Annotated in this window: 17 protein-coding genes, 1 tRNA gene and 1 other RNA gene; 5 read left to right on the top strand and 14 right to left on the bottom strand. The window is 36.1% G+C overall.

All coding sequences use genetic code 11. The annotated features are described in order from the left end of the window. Window positions 1-108 precede the first annotated feature (108 nt). The 5 genes from ACUVXA_RS03530 to ACUVXA_RS03510 all read right to left on the bottom strand — a co-directional run bounded on the left by ACUVXA_RS03530 (window position 109) and on the right by ACUVXA_RS03510 (window position 7416). Window positions 109-2721, bottom strand: coding sequence for an STT3 domain-containing protein (locus ACUVXA_RS03530; protein ID WP_445869852.1), 2613 nt, complete (start codon window positions 2719-2721; stop codon window positions 109-111). 132 nt (window positions 2722-2853) lie between these two features. Then, complete coding sequence (locus tag ACUVXA_RS03525) at window positions 2854-3996, bottom strand: ATP-NAD kinase family protein (RefSeq protein ID WP_445869851.1); 1143 nt, start codon at window positions 3994-3996, stop codon at window positions 2854-2856. A gap of 388 nt (window positions 3997-4384) precedes the next feature. Continuing rightward, window positions 4385-5683, bottom strand: a complete 1299-nt coding sequence (gene tuf / locus ACUVXA_RS03520) for a translation elongation factor EF-1 subunit alpha (protein ID WP_445869850.1) — start codon at window positions 5681-5683, stop codon at window positions 4385-4387. A gap of 177 nt (window positions 5684-5860) precedes the next feature. After that, on the bottom strand, window positions 5861-6229 hold the full coding sequence (locus tag ACUVXA_RS03515) for an ArsR/SmtB family transcription factor (protein WP_445869849.1): 369 nt from the start codon (window positions 6227-6229) through the stop codon (window positions 5861-5863). Then, window positions 6229-7416, bottom strand: coding sequence for an ORC1-type DNA replication protein (locus ACUVXA_RS03510; protein ID WP_445869848.1), 1188 nt, complete (start codon window positions 7414-7416; stop codon window positions 6229-6231). The genes ACUVXA_RS03515 and ACUVXA_RS03510 overlap by 1 nt, the downstream gene beginning before the upstream one ends. A 189-nt stretch (window positions 7417-7605) precedes the next feature. On the opposite strand from ACUVXA_RS03510, the gene ACUVXA_RS03505 reads away from it, so the two are divergent. Further along, entirely contained in the window at window positions 7606-8766 is a 1161-nt protein-coding gene (locus ACUVXA_RS03505) for a Cdc6/Cdc18 family protein (protein ID WP_445869847.1), read from the top strand. A gap of 198 nt (window positions 8767-8964) precedes the next feature. Continuing rightward, window positions 8965-10047 (top strand): mRNA surveillance protein pelota, encoded by a 1083-nt coding sequence (locus tag ACUVXA_RS03500; protein WP_445869846.1) that lies wholly within the window; start codon window positions 8965-8967, stop codon window positions 10045-10047. A 231-nt stretch (window positions 10048-10278) separates the two neighbouring features. On the opposite strand, the gene ACUVXA_RS03495 is transcribed toward ACUVXA_RS03500, so the two are convergent. The 3 genes from ACUVXA_RS03495 to cutA form a co-directional block, all read right to left on the bottom strand. Continuing rightward, the gene (locus ACUVXA_RS03495) at window positions 10279-11364 is read right to left on the bottom strand and encodes a radical SAM protein (RefSeq protein WP_445869845.1); all 1086 of its coding nucleotides are present in this window, start codon (window positions 11362-11364) and stop codon (window positions 10279-10281) included. Window positions 11365-11374: 10 nt separating this feature from the next. Next, entirely contained in the window at window positions 11375-12082 is a 708-nt protein-coding gene (locus ACUVXA_RS03490; RefSeq protein ID WP_445869844.1) for a nucleotidyltransferase domain-containing protein, read from the bottom strand. A 68-nt stretch (window positions 12083-12150) separates the two neighbouring features. Continuing rightward, a complete protein-coding gene (cutA, locus tag ACUVXA_RS03485; protein WP_445869843.1) occupies window positions 12151-12465 on the bottom strand; it encodes a divalent-cation tolerance protein CutA in 315 nt (104 codons plus the stop codon). Window positions 12466-12733: 268 nt separating this feature from the next. On the opposite strand from cutA, the gene ACUVXA_RS03480 reads away from it, so the two are divergent. Together ACUVXA_RS03480 and ACUVXA_RS03475 are read left to right on the top strand one after the other, a co-directional pair. Beyond that, window positions 12734-13927 carry a site-2 protease family protein gene (locus ACUVXA_RS03480; protein WP_445869842.1) on the top strand — a complete coding sequence of 398 codons (1194 nt, stop codon included), beginning with the start codon at window positions 12734-12736 and terminating at the stop codon, window positions 13925-13927. A 20-nt stretch (window positions 13928-13947) separates the two neighbouring features. After that, the gene (locus ACUVXA_RS03475; RefSeq protein ID WP_445869841.1) at window positions 13948-14868 is read left to right on the top strand and encodes a TIGR00269 family protein; all 921 of its coding nucleotides are present in this window, start codon (window positions 13948-13950) and stop codon (window positions 14866-14868) included. 59 nt (window positions 14869-14927) lie between these two features. On the opposite strand, the gene ffs is transcribed toward ACUVXA_RS03475, so the two are convergent. Both ffs and ACUVXA_RS03465 read right to left on the bottom strand, forming a co-directional pair. After that, window positions 14928-15287: signal recognition particle sRNA (gene ffs / locus ACUVXA_RS03470), an RNA gene on the bottom strand. Window positions 15288-15425: 138 nt separating this feature from the next. After that, a tRNA-Ser gene (locus ACUVXA_RS03465) sits at window positions 15426-15570 on the bottom strand. Window positions 15571-15787: 217 nt separating this feature from the next. On the opposite strand from ACUVXA_RS03465, the gene ACUVXA_RS03460 reads away from it, so the two are divergent. Beyond that, a complete protein-coding gene (locus tag ACUVXA_RS03460; RefSeq protein WP_445869853.1) occupies window positions 15788-16423 on the top strand; it encodes a V-type ATP synthase subunit D in 636 nt (211 codons plus the stop codon). Between the two features lie 216 nt (window positions 16424-16639). Here ACUVXA_RS03460 and ACUVXA_RS03455 read toward each other — a convergent pair whose 3' ends face one another. The 4 genes from ACUVXA_RS03455 to ACUVXA_RS03440 all read right to left on the bottom strand — a co-directional run bounded on the left by ACUVXA_RS03455 (window position 16640) and on the right by ACUVXA_RS03440 (window position 19702). Continuing rightward, window positions 16640-16981 carry a nascent polypeptide-associated complex protein gene (locus tag ACUVXA_RS03455; RefSeq protein ID WP_445869840.1) on the bottom strand — a complete coding sequence of 114 codons (342 nt, stop codon included), beginning with the start codon at window positions 16979-16981 and terminating at the stop codon, window positions 16640-16642. A 64-nt stretch (window positions 16982-17045) separates the two neighbouring features. Then, entirely contained in the window at window positions 17046-17531 is a 486-nt protein-coding gene (locus tag ACUVXA_RS03450; RefSeq protein WP_445869839.1) for a PUA domain-containing protein, read from the bottom strand. Window positions 17532-17543: 12 nt separating this feature from the next. Beyond that, window positions 17544-18386: a class I SAM-dependent methyltransferase gene (locus tag ACUVXA_RS03445; protein ID WP_445869838.1), complete on the bottom strand. Its 843-nt coding sequence runs from the start codon at window positions 18384-18386 to the stop codon at window positions 17544-17546. A 110-nt stretch (window positions 18387-18496) separates the two neighbouring features. Next, window positions 18497-19702: a proteasome-activating nucleotidase gene (locus ACUVXA_RS03440; RefSeq protein WP_445869837.1), complete on the bottom strand. Its 1206-nt coding sequence runs from the start codon at window positions 19700-19702 to the stop codon at window positions 18497-18499. Window positions 19703-19860: the final 158 nt, after the last annotated feature.

The raw sequence follows: 19860 nt of genomic DNA, 5'->3' as shown, positions 1-19860 counted from the left end.
TATTTTTGTTGGTCCAAATAACTGTGGCAAAACTAATATTTTAATGTATATAAATAAAAATTAATGTGTATCCAACCATATTCAACACTGAACGCGATTTTTAGTTGACTAGCTCTTCTTCACGGTAACATTCATTTGAGCATAAAAATCTGGAATACTAGTATGCACTTTTATGATCAGCGTACCACCCACATTAACACTTTGCGGCACAGTAAATTTGATATTTAGTGTTTCATTTGGTGCCAAACTTATTGGAAGGCTTACATTAAGATCCGTGATAACCGAGCTATTTGAGCTCATTAACTTAATATCATAAGTGGTGATCCCTGTGTTGTTTAAACTTATAAAACCTGTTCTATTACTATAAACATCCACAGTTATAATATTTAGCCCTGAATCTAGAACTGAATAATCTATCTCGTAGATTTTCACAAGACCATTGCTTGATATGAACACCGGTTTGAAATAGTTAAGGTCTCTAAAACCGGCGGTCCAACTAGACAAGTATGGATAAGCCTGTTGCGCCGTTTCGTTTGCTCCCTTAACCAAGGGGTACTTATAATTGTACATTTGGTGATACAGAGTGTAGTCTAAAGAGTACTGGCTGAATTGGTAGGGAGAAGTGTTTGGGTCTGGGGCATGATAGTAGAGTAACTTGTAAATTGTGGTGTTGAAGAAAGCTTCCTGAATGGGGGATGCCCCGGGTAAAACATAGGGATTATAGAACTTGTATTCGTAAGGCGTGTTAGCAACAAACTGTGTCACATATTCTTGAGAAGCTCTACTCTGAAAGAGATTTTCCACCATGTTGAATGTTTCGTCAGTAGCAATTCGGGACATCCAGATCCATTTTCCCTCATCGCCATGTATGTTTCCGTCATTGTAGCCGAAGAATACCAATACGTGTGTGGCGCTGAATCGGCGGAAGTGTTCTAGGGAGTATGTTTCGTTAGTTTCCATGAATGCTCGTCCGATCCATCCTATTTGTGTGAAGTTACGGGTGTTTCCGTCTGCCAGTGTTATTTTTCCGCCTTTGGCTGTAATCCAGTATCCGTAATCCCACCAAGATGCTACTACTGCATTGGCTGGGAGTTCGTTTCTCATGAATGAGAATGCTTGGTCCCAATCAAGGTATGCACCGCCGTAACTGTCTCTTGCTATCATTGAGGGGGGTGGGGAGTATATTGTGGTGTTTACTCCTAGGAAGAAGGAGGCTGTTAGAATTATTCCTATTATGGCAAATACTGCTAGTGCGGAGTCGCGTCCGAGTGGGGCGCTGATTCTTATGCGTCTTCTTCTAGCTATGGTGGGCGCTCTTTTTGTGATGACTTGAGCTAGTGGTTTGAATATTATTGATAGTGCGTAGGCGCTTAGTAGACATGCAGCAGGGGCTAACATGATTATGATTCGAATCATTGAACCTGTAAAGTAGGTTACTGTGACTCCGAATATTATTAAGAGTAGGTCTTCTTCGTATCGTCTTTTGAATGCGAAGTACAATCCTACTGGGAAGAGAACGACAAGAACATTTAGGTTATAGAAAAATATTCCCCAGGGTGTTGGCATATGTTCCCCAACACTTGCAATGATGTGTTGTTGTTCTCTAAATGTGGGGTAGATTATTGAAATGAACTTAGCCCCTAGTCCTGAAATATCACCAAAAATATCTAATTTAACTACTATAACCGCGATTACCAAAATTGACATTATGCCGCCGACTAGTATTAGAAATCTTTGTCTATTTTCGAAAAACCATTCAATTTTTTCTGAAGCCTTTCCTTTTAAGGGTATATATCTTTTGATGGTTTCTAGAATCAGTGTTCTTTGGGTGTTAAGACGGAGGAAGATCTCATAAAATAAGAGTATTCCCAGAACGAGTAACGCAGGTATAATGTCCATTGTTTTCAAGGCTTCAGTTCCATGGGTTGGAACACGTGTAATAATAAAGATTGTTAACGCCATTGTGATACCATACGTTGTAAAAATTCGTGAGCTGTACTTTTTTAATAGTAATAAGAGAATTACGGTTAGAGGGAGTATGTACATTAAATATATGTAGGCCCCCCAAGTGGATGCTAACCCTCCAACACAAAGTCCTGCAAAAATGGCGGATATTATTGAGCTTCTTTTTAAGGATCGGATGAAGAAGTATAAGGCGAGTACTAGAAATAGCATTCCCAATGCTTCGTTATCGAAAAATCCTACTGTGGTTCGCTCAATGAAGGCTGGGGTAAATGAGAGCAGAAAGGCTGCAATGAGGCCGGTCTTTTTGTCCAGAATTTCTTTTCCTAGGAAATAGGCTGCTACACAGGTAAGGGCGCCCATAAAAGCTGGAAAAAAGTAGCATATCATGTAAATATCGATATTAAATCCTAAAGCGTGTAATAGGAAGTATATAATTGCAGCGGCAAATGGTGTTCCGGGATAAAATGATTGTGACATATCTCGTCCAATGGGGTACCACGAAGCATGGTCATACCAGCTGTACCATGAGTCAAAACCGTATGTTACTACGTAGAGAGCACATCTATACTGTAGCCATGGATCAAAGGCCCTTATATACGCGGGGTACAGGAAAAATGGTATACACCTTATGCTGAGTGCTATTATGAATATTGAAATTAGGGAGAGTACTATTAATATTCCTTGTCTGCTTACCTGTACTTTTGGGAAAGGAATTAGTTTTTTTGCTTCATATATTAATTCTTGCAATTTAGACAATCTTCACCGCCAACTAAATTCGAGTGCAATATATTTTTAGTTTATTTCTATTTAATTATTTTTAAGACTATCGTGGAACATCTGGGCGAATTTTAGATGATATTTTTTTAATTCTTTTTAATATTATACGTATTATTTAATTTTTTTAATTGTTATTTGATGGTATCCTGTTATTACTCTAATATATCCTCCCAATTTTTCATCAATTTCAGAAGAGTTGGTATCAACTCTTAAAATTGGTATTGTTGATAGCTTATAAGGGGTGGCTATAACCATAATATTCTCTATTCCTACTTTATTAATCACTTCTGAGCTTATTTGCTGGTTTCCTCGACCAAAAATGAAGCCTTGACGTCCTATAGGCGTTACAATTATTTTAGATTTTTTGTTTTCTATATTTTTTAGAATTTTTTGCTCATCAGCATCTTCCACAAGAATTTCTCTATCTTGAACTAGGTCAACCCCCAATAATGTTTTATTTAAACCCAACAAATCAGTTATAGATTTACAAGTAGTACCCGGTCCGATTATATAAACTGTATTCGACTCAAGGTTTTCAGCGACACTACGGGCTATAGCTTTTTGATCTTCGATCTCATCTGCAGTGGATGGGCTCATTCCTTTAGAGCCCTGAAGATATTGAGGTTCATAAGGTGTAATGGCGTAACCTTTCAATTCCACATTCAATACATTTTTTCTAAAAGATTCTTCATCAACATCCATAACTTCGGCTTCTCTAACTGGTAATTCTTCCCATAAATATCGTAATGTAAGAAAACCAGCATCTTTTGGAGATGTAGCAAAGGTGGCTGACCATATCTTTACCCCTGACGGAATTCCTAAAATCGGTGTTTTTTGGTCTACAGCTTCCAGAATATCTACTGTTGTGCCATCCCCTCCTGCATAAAGAATTAGTTCTACCCCCATTTCAACCATCATTCTTGCTGCTTTCTTTGTATCTTCAGATGTGGTTTTTAATGAATTAAGCTCTCCAATTACTTCTGGTTTAAATTCAATCTCTCTTGCCACATCTTCACCCATAATGCTCGGAAAAGTCAAAAGTCTTAAAACATCTTTTACCGGTTTAAGAACACTTAAAGCTTCTTTTGCTCTTCCCGGTGAGACTGGCTTTGCGCCTAGTTCAATTGCTCTTTGGACAAGTTTTGGATCGTCTGAACCTTTAAATGCATATTTGCCCGCAATTCCTGCAATTGGATTTACAATTAAGCCAAGAGTTTTGTTTTTCGTGCTTTGATATTGCTGTTTTTTAGGCAATTATTTTTATCCCGCCACTAATTATAATTATTAAAAAAAGAGAATAACCTTTGATAAAAGGTTTTTCGGATTAAGTAATTTATTTTAAGACTTTTAAATGAATCTCTATTGAAAAATTGATTTATCGCGTGAATTTTGTAAAATTTTTGTTCCCTAATATTTGACTGATATTTGTAATTTTTATTCAATAAATACTGAGAAGTTTGAAGAAGAGCTATGTGCCGAAGTTTTCCAAAGTTAAAGGATTAGGGTTTTATCGTGTATTTACTGGTGTAATTTTTATTTGCTTTTAAAAAAAGATTATTTGGGTTCTATGCTAATTGTGGTAGATCTCGATTTGGAGTTTATTCTGGATTTAAAATATAAGTAATAATAGAAATGAAATGGATTAACTCTTGGGTACGATTTCCTTGACTATTCCTACTGCTACCGTGGCTCCTGAATCTCTTACGGCGAATCTTCCTAGTTGTGGTATCTCTTTGTACAGTTCTATGCACATTGGTCTTGTTGGTTCTAATTGTACTAATGCTGCGTCACCACGTTTAATGTAATCCGGATTGTCTTCCACTACTTGACCTGTACGTCTATCAATTTTCGCTATTAGTTTTGTGAATCTGCAGGCAACTTGGGCTGTGTGAGCATGAACTACTGGACAGTATCCTACAGAAATTGCCGAAGGAAATTGAATCACTACCATTTGTCCCGTAAACTCTTTTGCTACTGTTGGGGGACTAGTTTTGTGTCCTGCGACATCTCCTCTTCTTAAGTCTTTTTTCGCTATACCTCTTACGTTGAATCCTATGTTGTCTCCTGGAACGGCTTCTGGTATGTTTTCATGGTGCATCTCGATTGATTTGACTTCACCCTCTACATTAGCTGGCTGGAAGATTAAAGTCTCTCCTGCCTTTAAAACACCGGTTTCCACTCTTCCCACGGGAACTGTACCAACACCAGTGATTGTGTAGACGTCCTGAATGGGGATTCTAAGCGGTTTATCTAAGGGCTTAGGTGGAATAATAAATTTGTCCAAAGCTTCAACTATGGGGGGTCCTTTATACCAGCTCATTTTATCACTTTGCTTTGCAATATTGTCACCAGTCCATGCTGATATTGGAACAAAATCTACGTTTTCAACTTTGAAACCCACACTCTTAAGTAAATCACTGACCTCGTTCTTAACCTCGTTGTATCTGTCTTGACTCCAATTTACCGAGGTGTCGTCCATTTTGTTAACAGCTACTGTAATCTGGTTTACCCCCAAGGTAAAAGCCAGATATGCGTGCTCTCTAGTCTGTCCACCTACACCAATACCTGCTTCGAATTCTCCTTTTCTTGCTGATACCACCAGAATCGCTGCGTCTGCTTGACTTGTACCTGTAATCATATTCTTTATAAAATCTCGGTGTCCTGGAGCGTCAATGATTGTGAAATAGTATTTACCAGTTTCAAATTTCCAGAAAGCGATATCGATTGTTAGACCTCTTTCTCTTTCTTCCTTGAGTTTATCTAATACCCATGCAAATTTGAAGCTTCCTTTTCCAATCTTGTCTGCCTCTTGTTCGAATTGCTTTATTGTTCTGTCATCTACTGCGCCCATTAGATACAGTAAGTGTCCTACCATAGTACTCTTTCCATGATCTACATGTCCGATGATAACGAGATTTAAATGCGGTTTTTTTTGTGACATTTTTCTTCCACTTCCTCAATTTTTTCACTTTTCTTGTTCAGTTTATCCATGTTCTGTTCTATTTAAATTTTTTTGGGAAACTATATTTCAAAATAAAAAGAACCAACTTCAATTTTCATCACTTATTCCGAGGAGTTTTTATATGCCATTTATTCTGAAAAATCTTTCTATTAATATTTATCCATATGTAATAGATTTTTTCGGCATGTCTGATTGAATTATTTGTTCCCTCTTAAAATATTCTCTTTCCGTTTTCGTGCTTTTCCAAATCTCGAATAAATTTTTAATGGCCTGTGCCTTTATGTTTTCTGCTCGAAATCTATATATTCTTATTCTTCCAAAGATCTTTTCTTGAACTAACCCCGCCTTTTCCAGAAAATCCAAGTGTTGATTAGTTGTGGAATAGTTTAGATTTGCGCGTTTTGCTATCTCAGATATGTTTAACTCCTCTTCCTCCACGAGAACTTTAACTATTTTTATTCGTCCCTTCGAAGAAAAAATTTTCTCTAAAGAATCATCTTCAAAAGTATCAGTTCTTTCGATCATTAAACTCCCCCAAGCAAATTTAGGATTTCTTGTTCCAAAATTGAAGCAGGAATATCTGGTAAACTTATGAGGGTTGTTTTACCTTTAATCCCCTCTCCCGAAATTTTTGTGGTAATAATTCCTTGCTTTACTAATTCATTGAGGTATTCCCAGAATTGGGTGTGTCTTCTAGGTCTAACATTATATTCTTCACATACTATTCTGTATATTCTCTTAACTTCACTTGTTGTTGCATATGCCTTCTCGGTATTTAATGCTCTTGAAACTGCTAATAATAGTACTTTTTGTTGAACTGGTAAATCTCTTAGAGCATCTTTTCTGACAACTGGGTGTATATCTGATTTGGCTTTTCTTATATGCTCAGGCAAAACACGCATCTTGCTCTGCGATTCCGCAATTTTACCGGCTCGCCATAAAATCTCTAAGGCATATCTGGCGTCTCCTTGTTTTGCTGCTATCTCAGCAATAAATGTTATTTCTTCATTGGTTATAGTGCCTAAATAAAACGCCTCTTTAACTCGCTCAGCTAGGATGGTTTCAAGCTGACTGGCAGAATATTCTTTTAAACGAATAATATTTTGTTGTAAGCTGCTAATAATGCTTGAATCCAACCCTCTAAACAATGCTTCGCTTCTCATTATTCCTATGATTGAAATACGCTGAACTGCGTTTAACTGTTCATCAAAAAGTCTTATAAGAGAGTATAAAAGCTCCTCCCCTTCTCTTCTCAATAAAAAGTCTAATTCGTCGAGAGTGAGGATGATATGCATATCTTCTTCTTCCAAAATTTCTTTCATAATTTGAAGTAATTCTTCCGTAGAAAATCCTCTACGAGGTATACTTGGATTGAATATTTGAACTACCCTGCTAAGAATGGTAAAACTAGCTCTTTCTCTCCTACAGTTTATATGATTATACTGGAGATTAATCCCCCTTTTACTTGCTATAGTCGTTATCTGATTTCCAAAATTTTTAGCTAACGCTGTTTTTCCCGTACCTACGTTTCCAGTAATAATAACTCTTTGGCAATTCCCTGGTTTTTCCAAGATTACTCTAAAAATACTTGCGAGTTGTTTTAACTCGTTCTCCCTGTGTGGAAGGTGTTCTGGAACGTAATCAATAGAAAGTTTAGATTCATCCCTAAATATTGAGGGGCGACTTAACTCATCCTCAACTATATTAGACATTACTTGTCCTTCCATTGTAGAGTAACTTTTTTACTTTCCCTTATTATAAAAATAATATTGACAGTATAAAATGTCGTGTGTATATATCATTTCCACTATTTCCGCTGTCCTTACACTTTCGATACTATGATCAAATTTGAACTATTTTTATGAAAAATCTTTATTTTTCATAAACCTTTAGAATTAACTATGATTAAATCGTCAGTGTTTAAGGATGAAAGTACATTATTTCCAGAATATGTTCCTCCAAAGCTTCCTCATAGAGAAAAACAATTAGATCAGTTAATGCGTATTTATCGCCCTTTGTTTTCGGATAAATTGGTAAGCGTGAACAGCGCAGTTGTGGGGCAGGCGGGGCTCGGAAAGACCGCTACATCGAAATTGTTTGGACAAAAAATACAAGAAATGTCAAAGCAGTTCGGCTCGAAAGTACTATTTGAGTATATGTATTGCAGTACAGTAAGAACCTTACCTGCCGTTTTGAGACAGATAATTATGAAAAATTGGAAGAAAATACCCATTATGGGAATTACTGGAAACGAATTAATCATTGAAATAAACGACATACTAAAGAGGGAAAATACAAGACTCATAATCGCTTTGGATGACGCTAAACTCCTAGGCGGTGAGGCTATACATGGTTTAATTCGCAGTGCAGAATACTTTGGATATGGAAATGCTTGGGTGAGCACTTTAATTATAAGTAGACCTGAGGATTGGGCAGCTCACCTTTACCCTCATTTAATAGAAGATGTTCACTCTGTAATAGAATTTTTGCGATACACAGAATCAGAATTACAAGAGATACTAACTTATCGCGTATCTCTTAGTTTCTATGATGGTTTGCTTTCACAAGAAAATAGTAATATGGTTGCAAAAATAGCAAGTGAAACAGGAAATGCAAGACATGGGATAGAAATTTTACGCCATGCAGGCTATTTGGCGGAAAAAAGCGGGGAAAAAAGAATAACCCCTGAAATGATCAGGATTGCGAAAAATGAGGTTTACCCTGAAACCTCTCCCGAAATACTTCGTGGTTTACATAGACATGAACTAATTACTGCTTTAACAACAGCAACTACCTTAAAACACGAGGTTGCAGTGCCCATCCATAAAGCTTACGAACAATACTGCATAATTTGTGAAGAATATCAAACAACTCCTCGATCCAAAAGAAATTTCCTTAACTATATTAGGGTTCTAGCTGATATAGGATTAATTAATGCTGTAGTGAAAAATCTTAAACGTGGCAGAAGAACTGTTATAACCCTAACGGATATTCCTGCGTCTGTTTTAGAAGAAAGAGCCAGAAAATTATTAGAAAAAATAGGTAAAAATACCTTTGATTAAAAAAGTTATAAACAATTATTTCATGACTTGGGATCGATATTTACCATTTCCCAATAAATAGTAAAAAATATTCTAATATACCACATCAATTTTCCGTAAATATAAAATAATTTAAACAAATATGTTTAAAATTTCTCTATACCCTTTAATTTTAATTTTTATGTAAATTTAAATTTTGTATTTATGAAGGGAATAAATTTGAAAGTTTATAGAGGTGAACTTCATAGAGGAGAAATGAAATTAACTCCCGAATCTCTTACAGATCTTTGGCACCTATACAATATTATAGAAAAGGGAGATATCGTATACGCGAGAACATTTCGGCGTATCCGAAGACCTGATGAACCTTTGAGGGCGGATAAAGGAGAGAAAACTCCTGTATACTTGGGAATTACTGTGGAAGATACTTCGCTACATAAATATTCCAATCGATTAAGAGTTAAAGGAATCGTTACCGATGCTCCGGAGAGTGTTTCTAGAGGTTCCCACCATACTATAAATATTGAAATCATGACTCCTCTTAAAATAATAAAAGATAAATGGCCAAAATATATTCTGAAACGAGTAGATGAAGCTGAAAAAATTAGAACCACAACAAAACTAGCAATATTATCAATCGAGGAGGGAGAGGCAGGCATTACTATAGTTGATAATTATAGTGTGGACATCATAGACAATATTAGTATGAATATACCCGGGAAAAGATTTGTAAGTCAACACGATGAAGCTATTAAAAATTTTTTTAGTACGGTATCTAAACTCCTAAATCAAGTACAAGTGGATAAAAATGTAAGTAAAATAATAATAGCAGGTCCCGGTTTTACAAAAGAAAACTTCTTAAAATATTTTACAACCAAATTCCCCGATCTAAAAAACAAGTTAATTCTAGAAAACGCAAGTTATGGAGGGGTAAACGGCGTTTATGAAGTCATTAATCGCGGAGTAATAGAAAAAATTTTAGAAGAAAACAAAGTAATTGAAGATTCACGACTAGTAGAGGAATTTTTTATACATCTGGCTAAAGATGATAAAAAGGTTACATACGGAAAGGACGCAGTTAATAAAGCAGTTCTATATGGTGCCGTAGATAAATTACTAATAGCCGATGAAAAATTGAAAAATGTTGATCTCGAGGAAAGGGAAAAAATTGATGAACTTCTACGTCAAGTCGAAGAAATGGGCGGAAGAGTTCAAGTTGTAAGCACACTTCATAGGGCGGGGGAGCGTCTTCAAGCATTGGGTGGAATTGCCGCACTTTTAAGATACCCTCTCGCTGAATGATTTTTAACCCATTTTTCGCAGATTCTGCGAGGTTATTCTTATGGTTGAACCCTTTCCGGAGTGAAAGGCGGAAATTGTGCGGGCTTCTCAAATATAATTAGTATGATTCTCAAGAAAGAACTTCAATTGAGAGAACATCGAACTCTACTATAGAATTTACAAATGTGCGAAAAATGGGTTTTAAGTAATCCAAAATATCATAAAGCAGCACATAATCATAATTACAATTAGTTAAAGAGGAGTGTATGATGTCTCCAATCTTGGATGTTCCGTTGGGTACTCCTCTAGAATGCCCACCCTAACTCCTTTCTTTTTAGCTTCGTCTGCAATTTTTTTAGCTATTTCTATTGATGTTTCAATTCTCAATTTTTTAGGATTAAAATATATTAAGTCATCAGAAACACAATATTTTCTGAAAATTGAATATAGAAAATCTAGATTATCACCTGCCTTAACGGTAATCACCCCTTTTAAAAGAAGTCCTTCTCCCGTAATGTTTTCATAAGGTTTTGCAACATTTTTGGCACGCCTTAATAATCTGTTCCTAAGTTGCACGCCTCCCTTTAACCTAGCTGGACAATAATGTATATTTAACTCGGTATTATTCACCGTCCATTTTAGTAAGTCTATAGCCATTTTTTCGCTTCCTTCCACTGAGGCAATACTGTCTTCTTTAATTATGAATCCGCGTTTCTTTAGTTGGTAAGCATTTGTTTCAGTAAATTCCAGCTCGTTGACATTTAAAAAGTCCACACTGTATTTTTCAACTGATTTAATTAGCTTTTTAGTAGCCTCTATTCTCCCCGGTATTGCGGGTATTTCAATTCCCACACTCAAAAAACCGTCTACTAAATCTAAAACTTTACTCTCTTTTTCTGTTAAAATATGGAAGCGTATCTCATCGAGTCCAGCATCAACTAGTTTTTTAATATCCTCTCTGTTAATTTTTTTCTTTCCTGTGTAGAGGTGAATGTGATGAGTATCCCCAAAATGATCTTTTAAGAGATGAATATAGTGAATTATACGATTCAAAACTAAAAGCGGTTCACCCCCGGTAATTCCCGTTCCATCAGCACTACTAAGCGTTGCTTCATAAATTAATTCTTCATCATCATAGACTAGGCGCTCATTGGCATAAACAACATCTCTTCCTTTTCGTTCATAGGAAATTGGGCAGTACCACGAACAATTGGCTGGATTTTCGCATAGACCAGTTACAAATAAAACAAGTTTCCCGCCTTGCATACACAACTGGCAACCTTTGGAAAGCGTTCCAATTATAATTGATCCGCCAATAGTTTTTGAAAGTTTACGCAAAATTTCACCTTCACTTAACTCGCATACGGTTACGCACAACAGAATCCTTATCCGAGATTTTTTTTAACACCTGCTCAAAGCTCTCATCTTTTTCTAGAACTCTCTTAAGATAAACGCCTGTTCGCCCCACTTTATCACGTTTCATAAGTACTCTTATTCTCTGATTAACAATATCTAAACTAACACCCAAAATCTTAGCCGTAATTGCTTCGTTTCCTATAACGGGCCTTTCCAAATGCCCATATTCGGTGGGCTCTATTAAAATTAATCTTTTATCAACTCCCGGAACTCTTTCCCCTTGTATCAAACCTTCCAAAGATAATGCCCCTCCAAAATAATAAAATTCGTTTTCTAAACGTCTAAGATTTACCATAGGGAAAGATACACTTACTTTATCCTCAATGATTATGTAACCTTTGGCGGCGTATTGAGGAGTTGCCTGAACGATCTCTCTAGAAATAAAATCTGTCTTAATCCCCTCAAGAGCATGTTCAACTAGAAAGGATGAAACTACATAGGGTATGAAAACATCCACATCACTACTTTTTTTTACATCTCCCCTAGCTAAACTGCCATGAACAATTGTTGTAATGCCGTATTTAGATAAATTCTCCATAATGTTAATAGCTTTCTCTCTCAATTCCTCCAAGAGTTTCCATCTTTTACTATTATACCTTATTTCGATCTTATCACCGACTAGGACTGGCTTTTCAGCCATTATTAACCACCAAAACTTACTTTAAACTCCTATTCTTCATTAAGAAACTTGAAAAAACCTCATGTTCTTTATGAGGCGAGCATTAATTTTATCCAGTTCAAGTACTCTTTTGAACCCCCTATAACTCTTATGGCTATAATTTCAGGTACCTCATAACTGTGAATACTCTTAACCTTACCTACTATTTTTTCTAGAAAATCTTCCTCTGACTTGATAATCAATAGACTTTCTTCACCTTCTTCAATTTTGCCTTGCCACCAATAAATCGATTTTATCATTGGAACAATATTAACACAAGCCGCCAGTTTAGAACTAAGTAATTCAAAGGCTATACTTTTTGCCTCACTAGAGTTAGCAGCAGTTACAAAAACAATTATTACCATTCAAATCACCTTTAAAAAAGTTATATAGAAAACACCCTAAAAGATATTGAATTACTAAATACTTATTTGTTAAGGATTCCATAATTATATTTAATAATTTGAATTCTTTGAATTACACCTATCTTATCTCTTTTTAAGAATAATTTTTTAAGCGGTTCATAATTTGGTTTATCTGAATATTAAGTTAGGTTACTTATTAAATTGTTTAATAATATAATGAATCCTAAATAACTCTACGTTTAACCTAAAAAGAAGGAAGTAGTAATCTTTGGCTGACGCGTATTTAATTCTAATGGCACTTTTCCTGTTTTGGATGTTTATATTTATACTAGCTAAGTATCTAAAACTAGAAAAATATGGATTTGATATAGCTCCCTTCTTTCTGATGTATAGAACCAAGCGGTTTAACAACATTATTTCGAGAATAGCAAAAAAATCTCCAAAATTTTGGAAATCTGTTGGAACTTTTGGAGTGGCGATAGCCTATGCTGCCCTCGGTTATGGTATTCTCGCATTACTGAGAAATCTTGTGAATGTTTTTGTCCAACCACAAAATACCTATCCCTTGGTACCCATAATCCCTGGAATTACCATAACAGGTACATCAATAATCTATGTATTAATCGCATTAGTTATAACATTAGTAACTCATGAACTAGCACATGGAATAGCCGCCATCGCGGAAGGACTACCTATCAAGTCTGCAGGTCTATTATTTCTCATTATTCTACCCGGTGGCTTTGTAGAAATGGATGAAAAGGCGTTGAAAAAAGCTCCATCACGCTCCCGATTTAGAATACTTAGCGCTGGATCCGCAACAAATCTTGTAACCGCTCTATTTGCGCTCTTAATTCTTAGCAACTTTGCGTTAGTTATATCCCCCTGGTACGGACCTTCAGTCGGCGTTTTTGTTAATGATGTAGAACCTTACTCTCCTGCATACTTTAAACTTCCTCCCTCTACAGTAATATTTGCGATAAATGGCACTCCAATAATTTCGGACTACGGACTTATATTATACCTCTCAAATGTTAAACCTTTTGAAACATTAATACTAGATACTAGCATGGGTAGAATTACTCTTACTACAAGCATAAACCCCCGAGATCCAACTCGTGGATATATTGGAATACATTCCCATCCATTCTATTTCCCATCACCTGCAGTGTGGTGGCTGGGAATCAGCTTTCCTACCCACCTATATTTGACATTCATTTGGATTCATATTGTTACTTTCAGCGTAGCCATTATCAACATGCTTCCTATCTACGCTCTTGATGGAGGTAAGCTATTTGAGGAAGTGATAAGAAACACCGTATCAAAAGATAAGAAACTAAAAATTGCCAAAAAATCCTATTCAAAACGAAAAATTTTAGTCAATAGTGCTTGCGTCGCCGCAATTACTTTGCTTGTTGCAAACATTATTTTACCTCTACTAATTGTGGGTTTTACCCCCCTCTAAAAATCGGAGGATAATATTTATTGACTTCTTGTAAAAAATGCTCAAAAAACGCAGTAGTTTTTTTACCCTATTCCGGAGAAAAACTTTGCCGAAAATGCTTTCTAAACTCCGTAGAAAAAAGGGTCCAGAAAGCAATTTCTAGATATAAAATGCTAAAAATATCAGACCGCATTGGGGTCGCTTTATCCGGCGGAAAAGACAGTGTAGTGCTCCTAAATATCTTGCACAAAATTGAAAGCAAGTTTCTCAGAAGTAAATTATTCATAATTCATATTGACGAGGGTATATCTAAATATAGTATTAACAATCAAAAAATGGCCAAAAAGCATGCCTCTGAATTAGACATAACCTTTATCCAAACCTCGTATAAAAAAATTTATGGTAAAACACTCGATGAGGTCATTAAAAAAGCTGGAGAGGGCGAGAATAGAAGATTAGGTGCTTGCTCCTATTGTGGAGTACTTAGAAGAAAAGCCTTGAATACAACTGCCCGTGAAACTAATGTAGACTGCATCGCAACCGCCCATAATTTAGATGACGAAACCCAAACAATAATTCTAAACCTTTTAAGAGGAGACCTAAACAGACTGATAAGAAATAGCCCACTTCCCCAAAAAATACATCCAAAACTAGTTCCTAGGATAAAACCGTTAAGAACAATTCCCGAAAAAGAAACAACCCTATACGCCTACTACAAAAATTTAAGCCACAACTCAAAACCATGCCCATACACTGCTGAAGCATACAGAGACGATGTACGATTCTTCCTCAACCAAATAGAAAGCAAAAGACCCGGCACAAAATACAACATACTAAATCTTTACGACAAACTAAGCACAAAAATCACCATAAATCAAAACTCCATCCAGGAATGCATAATATGTGGAGAACCCTCTGTAGAAGAAAAATGCAAAGCATGCCAACTACTAGAAAAATTTTAGCGGCTAAATTAATTAATGTGCAAAAAAGGCCTACTTGCACATAAAAAATTTATTTGAGGCAGCGAGTCCTGGTGCTCGACATCCCGCCCCGCCAGCGTATAAGCCACCTGGTCTCCAATCCGGGTTTCTGAAAGCATCGAACGTTCAGAGTTAGGCTGCTCCATCAAGGCGTTAACATAATTCTGCCAGCGCTCTCCCGGGCCTAACCGGTTTCTCTGACGAAAGATGAACAAACTTTCCCTACGGAAAGCCGTCATCTACCGCCAATCCTCCAGTGCGGATTTTCACTGCCTTGGTGACAGACCGTTTTGACAGTTTGGGCATGCCTCACAACAGCTTTCAGCCCGCCGTATAGAGGATTTGCGGTCGAGAGGAAAACCTCTCTCAGGCGACCCCTAGTAGCCCGCTTAGACTCGCCACCATCTAATGAATCTGTTTACAAAAATATAAACATTTCTTTTTGTTCTTTTAATTAACTGTTGTATACTTTAAATAAAATAATATTGAATACTAAATTTGAAAACTATAATTAGTATGCGTGGTCAAAAAGGTTAAAATGGCGCAGAGGACGGGACATTCTTGATCCAAAACTCTTAAAATCATTTCGAACCCGCGTTCTCCAATGGAGAACTGGCTTAGCAGGCTTGCACCCAGAGAATAGGTATTTTTCTGGACAGCGCCTTACCGCTTGGCTACCTCTGCGCTTTTAATAATATTTTCCATCATTTTTAATTAAATACTTATTTTTAACTTTTTTTAACTTACCGCTCTTTTATCTTTTCGGGTGTTTAATCAGATTAATAGAAAAAGTTAAGTGTTATATTAGATAATCGTATTTTGTATCTTCTAAGCCTAACATTGATAGGCCTATTATTTTAAGGCTCTTAAATTGGTCGGAGGTTGGTACTTGTCTAGCGAAATGATTCCTGGTATACATCCTACACGAATGGAACTTCTAATGTTGAAGAGAAGAAAGAATCTTGCCGAGAAAGGACATGATCTATTAAAGGAAAAGAGAGATGCTTTAATAATGGAGTTTTTCGATATTCTGGAAGATGTTCGAAAGTTAAGGAATGATGTTAATGTAGCACTTAAAGAAGCATATGATGCACTAGCCATAACTAAAATGGTAATGGGCCCCCTGAAGGTGGAGGAGGTAGCAACGAGTATTCCTCCACTTTTAGAATTAGATGTCAGTACTAGGAATGTTATGGGTGTTCGTGTTCCTCTCTTACGAGTAGAAGAGAAATCTGAATCCACTTTAATTTCTTCTTATGGCTTTACCGATACCTCCGCAAAACTTGATGAAGCCGTTGAAAAATTCAGGGAAGCTTTAAAAGCTATAATCCGTTTAGCGGAAACTGAAGCAGCAGTTAAAAGATTGGCGGAGGAAATAGAGAAAACTAAAAGGCGTGTTAATGCTTTAAAATATGTAATTATTCCACGACTTACAAATACTATTCAATTTATCGAACTTCATTTAGAGGAAAGAGAAAGAGAAGATTTGTTCCGAATGAAAAGAATCAAATCAATTTTAGCTACGAAATCCTCGTAACTTCTAGATTATACATTTTAAGGAACTCTAAATAGTAGATTAAATTTGAATTTATTTTTGCCATGAAAAACTTTTTTCATTCTTTGTTTCAGACGCTCACAAGCGTATAGGTGTTTCCCATGAAAAACTAAAGATTTTCATCCTTTGTCTAAAACGCGTAAGCGTATGGGGGTTTTTTAAAAAATATCGATTATTGGAAAAATAATGGAGAAAAAATTATTCTTTAACTAGTAGTATTGCCTTAGCTAAATTTCCATCTGCTTCAATAAGTGCCTGCTTCGCCGCTTCCTCTGATACGCCCGCTTGCTGGGCCACTAGTTGTATATCTGCTAGTGGAATTTCCTTCTCTCCTTTTTCCTCTTTTTTCCTCTCCTCAACACTTCCCATAATCTGAAAAACCGTTTGTTTTGCAATTTCCATACGCGTAACCTGGGGATTACTTATAATAATATCCTTATTTATCCCCTTGATTATTACTTCAGTTGCGTTTATTTCTACAGGTTTGATTCCCATTTGCTGCATTGCTTTTTTCATTTGTCGTGGATTTACACGACGCATTTATTGACCTCCTTTTTAAAATCTAATTTATAATTAATTCTTAAACGTTTTGTAATTTTTAGCTTTAATTCTTTGTTTTACTTATTTTTATTTTGACTCCGACTCCCGTTTGGAATGCAAGCATTTCATTTGCGCTAAGAACCGCTTTGCCAACTGCTACTAGATTATCATTAGTATCGACAACTATAACTTCATCACTTGGTCTAATATTCGGATCAGCCTCGAAAATATGTTTGGCAAACACGTTCCGTCCTTTTATTATGTAAGAAACTATATCTTTTAATATCACCACTCTCAATTTCGGTCTTTTAGTTTTTTTTAGTATTATCTCTGCTCCTTTTAGATGAAGAGCTATTTTTCCATCATTTGCTCGAATAGTTGCGAGTAAGTTTTCATTAAAATAAATGTATCTAATTTTTCCTGTCCTTGGTGAATGTGATACGCTAACCCCTCTCGGAAATAGTTTATCTCCGATTTCAGGGGAAAATTGATAGTTTGCAATACTTCGAATTTTTCTGAGTGTCTGATAATCTGCCTTAATTTTTTCCAATCAAGTTACATCCTATTTTCTAACTTCCAAGTCAAAAACTATATGATCGATGCTTGGAGCATATTTTTTAACTTTTTTGAAATCCAAGTGCTTAATTTTAAAAGATCTTTGTTCAACTTTCTTTTCTATATTCTTTAATTTTTCTTGTAATAACCTCTTTGGAAATGCCTCATGATAGTTTATAATTCCACCTTCCCTTCTTAGGGAATTAAAGGCTGTGTCTAAATATTTTTCTGTTCCATTTATTAAACCCATAATTACTCTATCAGCAATTCCTACTGGCGCAACATCCACACAATTTCCTAAAATTGGTTTGACCACATCAACAACTCTATTTAACAAAATGTTTGTAGCCAGATATTTATACGCACAGGGGTTGATTTCAATCGCATAAACTTTAGATGGCTTAGAATGAACTGCTATTGGAATCGAAAATTGCCCAACACACGAAAAAAGATCTATAATTATTTCTCCCTCTCGAACTAACTGACTCAGTCTAAAACGCTCATAACTATTACCCGGTGAAAAAAGTATTTTAAATGGATCAAGTTTAAAAACACAGTGATTTTCTCTATGAATGGTCTCCGTACTTCCCCCTCCTGCTATTATCTTTAAATTAGGAATACGCATATCCCCATGCGGGGGCATAACCTTTCTTGCTACAATTCTTGCTCGTTTTTCAATTTTGGTAAACGCAATTCCAATTTCACGTTCAAATGGTAAAAGTTCCGATTTGATATTACAAATTAGAATATCTCCCAAAAGTTGCCAACTACGGGGAACAAGATCTAAAAGTTCAGCAGGAATAATTGTCTCTAAAAATTTTTTTAACCTTTTCCAAGAGGGTTTCCCCAAAAGAATCCGTCCTAGTTAAAATTTAACTTAAAAAAGGTCATTTTCTATAGTTATAAATAATTCTTAATGATTGCATTATACATTGTATATTAATTAGTAAAGAATATAATTCATGCATACATCCCTAAAGGTCCATCTTTGCCAGCCACTTTCTTGCCTAATACCTTTTCTACCGCTTCTTCGAATTCTCTTTTACTAACGCTGGTTTTACGCTTGCGAATCGAGAACATACCGGCTTCGGTACAAATTGCCTTAATGTCTGCTCCCGTACAATTTTCGGTTAGTGGTACTAATTTCTTAAAATCAACTTCTTCATCAATATTCATTCGTCGTGTATGGATTTTAAAAATCTCTAATCTTGCCTGGTCGTTAGGCATCGGGAATTCGATTATTCGGTCGAAACGTCCTGGACGAAGAAGTGCTGAATCCAGGATATCAATCCTGTTTGTGGCTGCAATTATGCGCACATCCCCCCGCACATCAAATCCATCTAAGACACTTAAAAGTTGCATTAAGGTTCTTTGAACTTCACGATCTCCACTAGTAGCGATTTCAAGTCTCTTTCCTCCAATAGCATCAATTTCATCAACGAACACTATACTTGGTGACTTATTTTTAGCCATCTGGAAAATCTCTCTAACGAGTCGAGCGCCCTCCCCTATAAACTTTTGAACTAATTCTGATCCAATTACTCTAATAAATGTTGCATTTGTTTCGTGTGCCACTGCTCTAGCAAGAAGAGTTTTGCCGGTGCCCGGGGCGCCGCTTAAAAGTACTCCTTTCGGAGGGTCTATTCCTACCTTTTCAAACAATTCTGGATTACTTAGGGGCAACTCAACAGTTTCTTTCATGTCCCTAATTTGTTCTTCTAAACCCCCTATATCCATATAAGAAACTGGTGGTGCTTCCTCAACTTCCATACCTCTGACAAAGGGGTCTCGAGCTGGTGGCAGTACCTCTACAACAGCAAATGTTCTCTGGTTTAAGGCAACTCTAGTTCCTGCAGCTAAATCTTTTTGAGGTATACTCTTAGAAACATGTACAATAAAATGAGGTCCTGTGGAACTTTTCACAACAACCCTATTATCGCTTAAAACATCTATTATGCTCGCTGCTATTAGAGGGGGTTGTCGTATTTTATCAATTTCAGTTCTAAGAGAGTGAATTTCGCGTTCAAGTCTCATACGCTCCGCATCAAGCCATTGTTTTTCAGTTTCAAGTGCTCTAAGCCTTTTCTCAATATGTCTCGTGTATGATAATAGGTATGATGTGTCAGAATTGTAAACGTGTTTTCCCGAGTCAGCAGATTCCGGCAATAGACTACCTCCAAGCTGACATTACCTTTCAAATATATTAAATATTTTGGTAACTCAAACAAATTCAGTTATTCTACTATGAATATTATTGTAAATAAGATAAAAATAAGTAACTTTTTTCTTAATCATTATTTATTATATTAAGGAAAATATATAAT

It is taken from the genome of Candidatus Jordarchaeum sp. (assembly GCF_052745115.1).
Note: the sequence above shows the minus strand (reverse complement) of the source record. Positions and strands in the feature narration are given on the sequence as shown.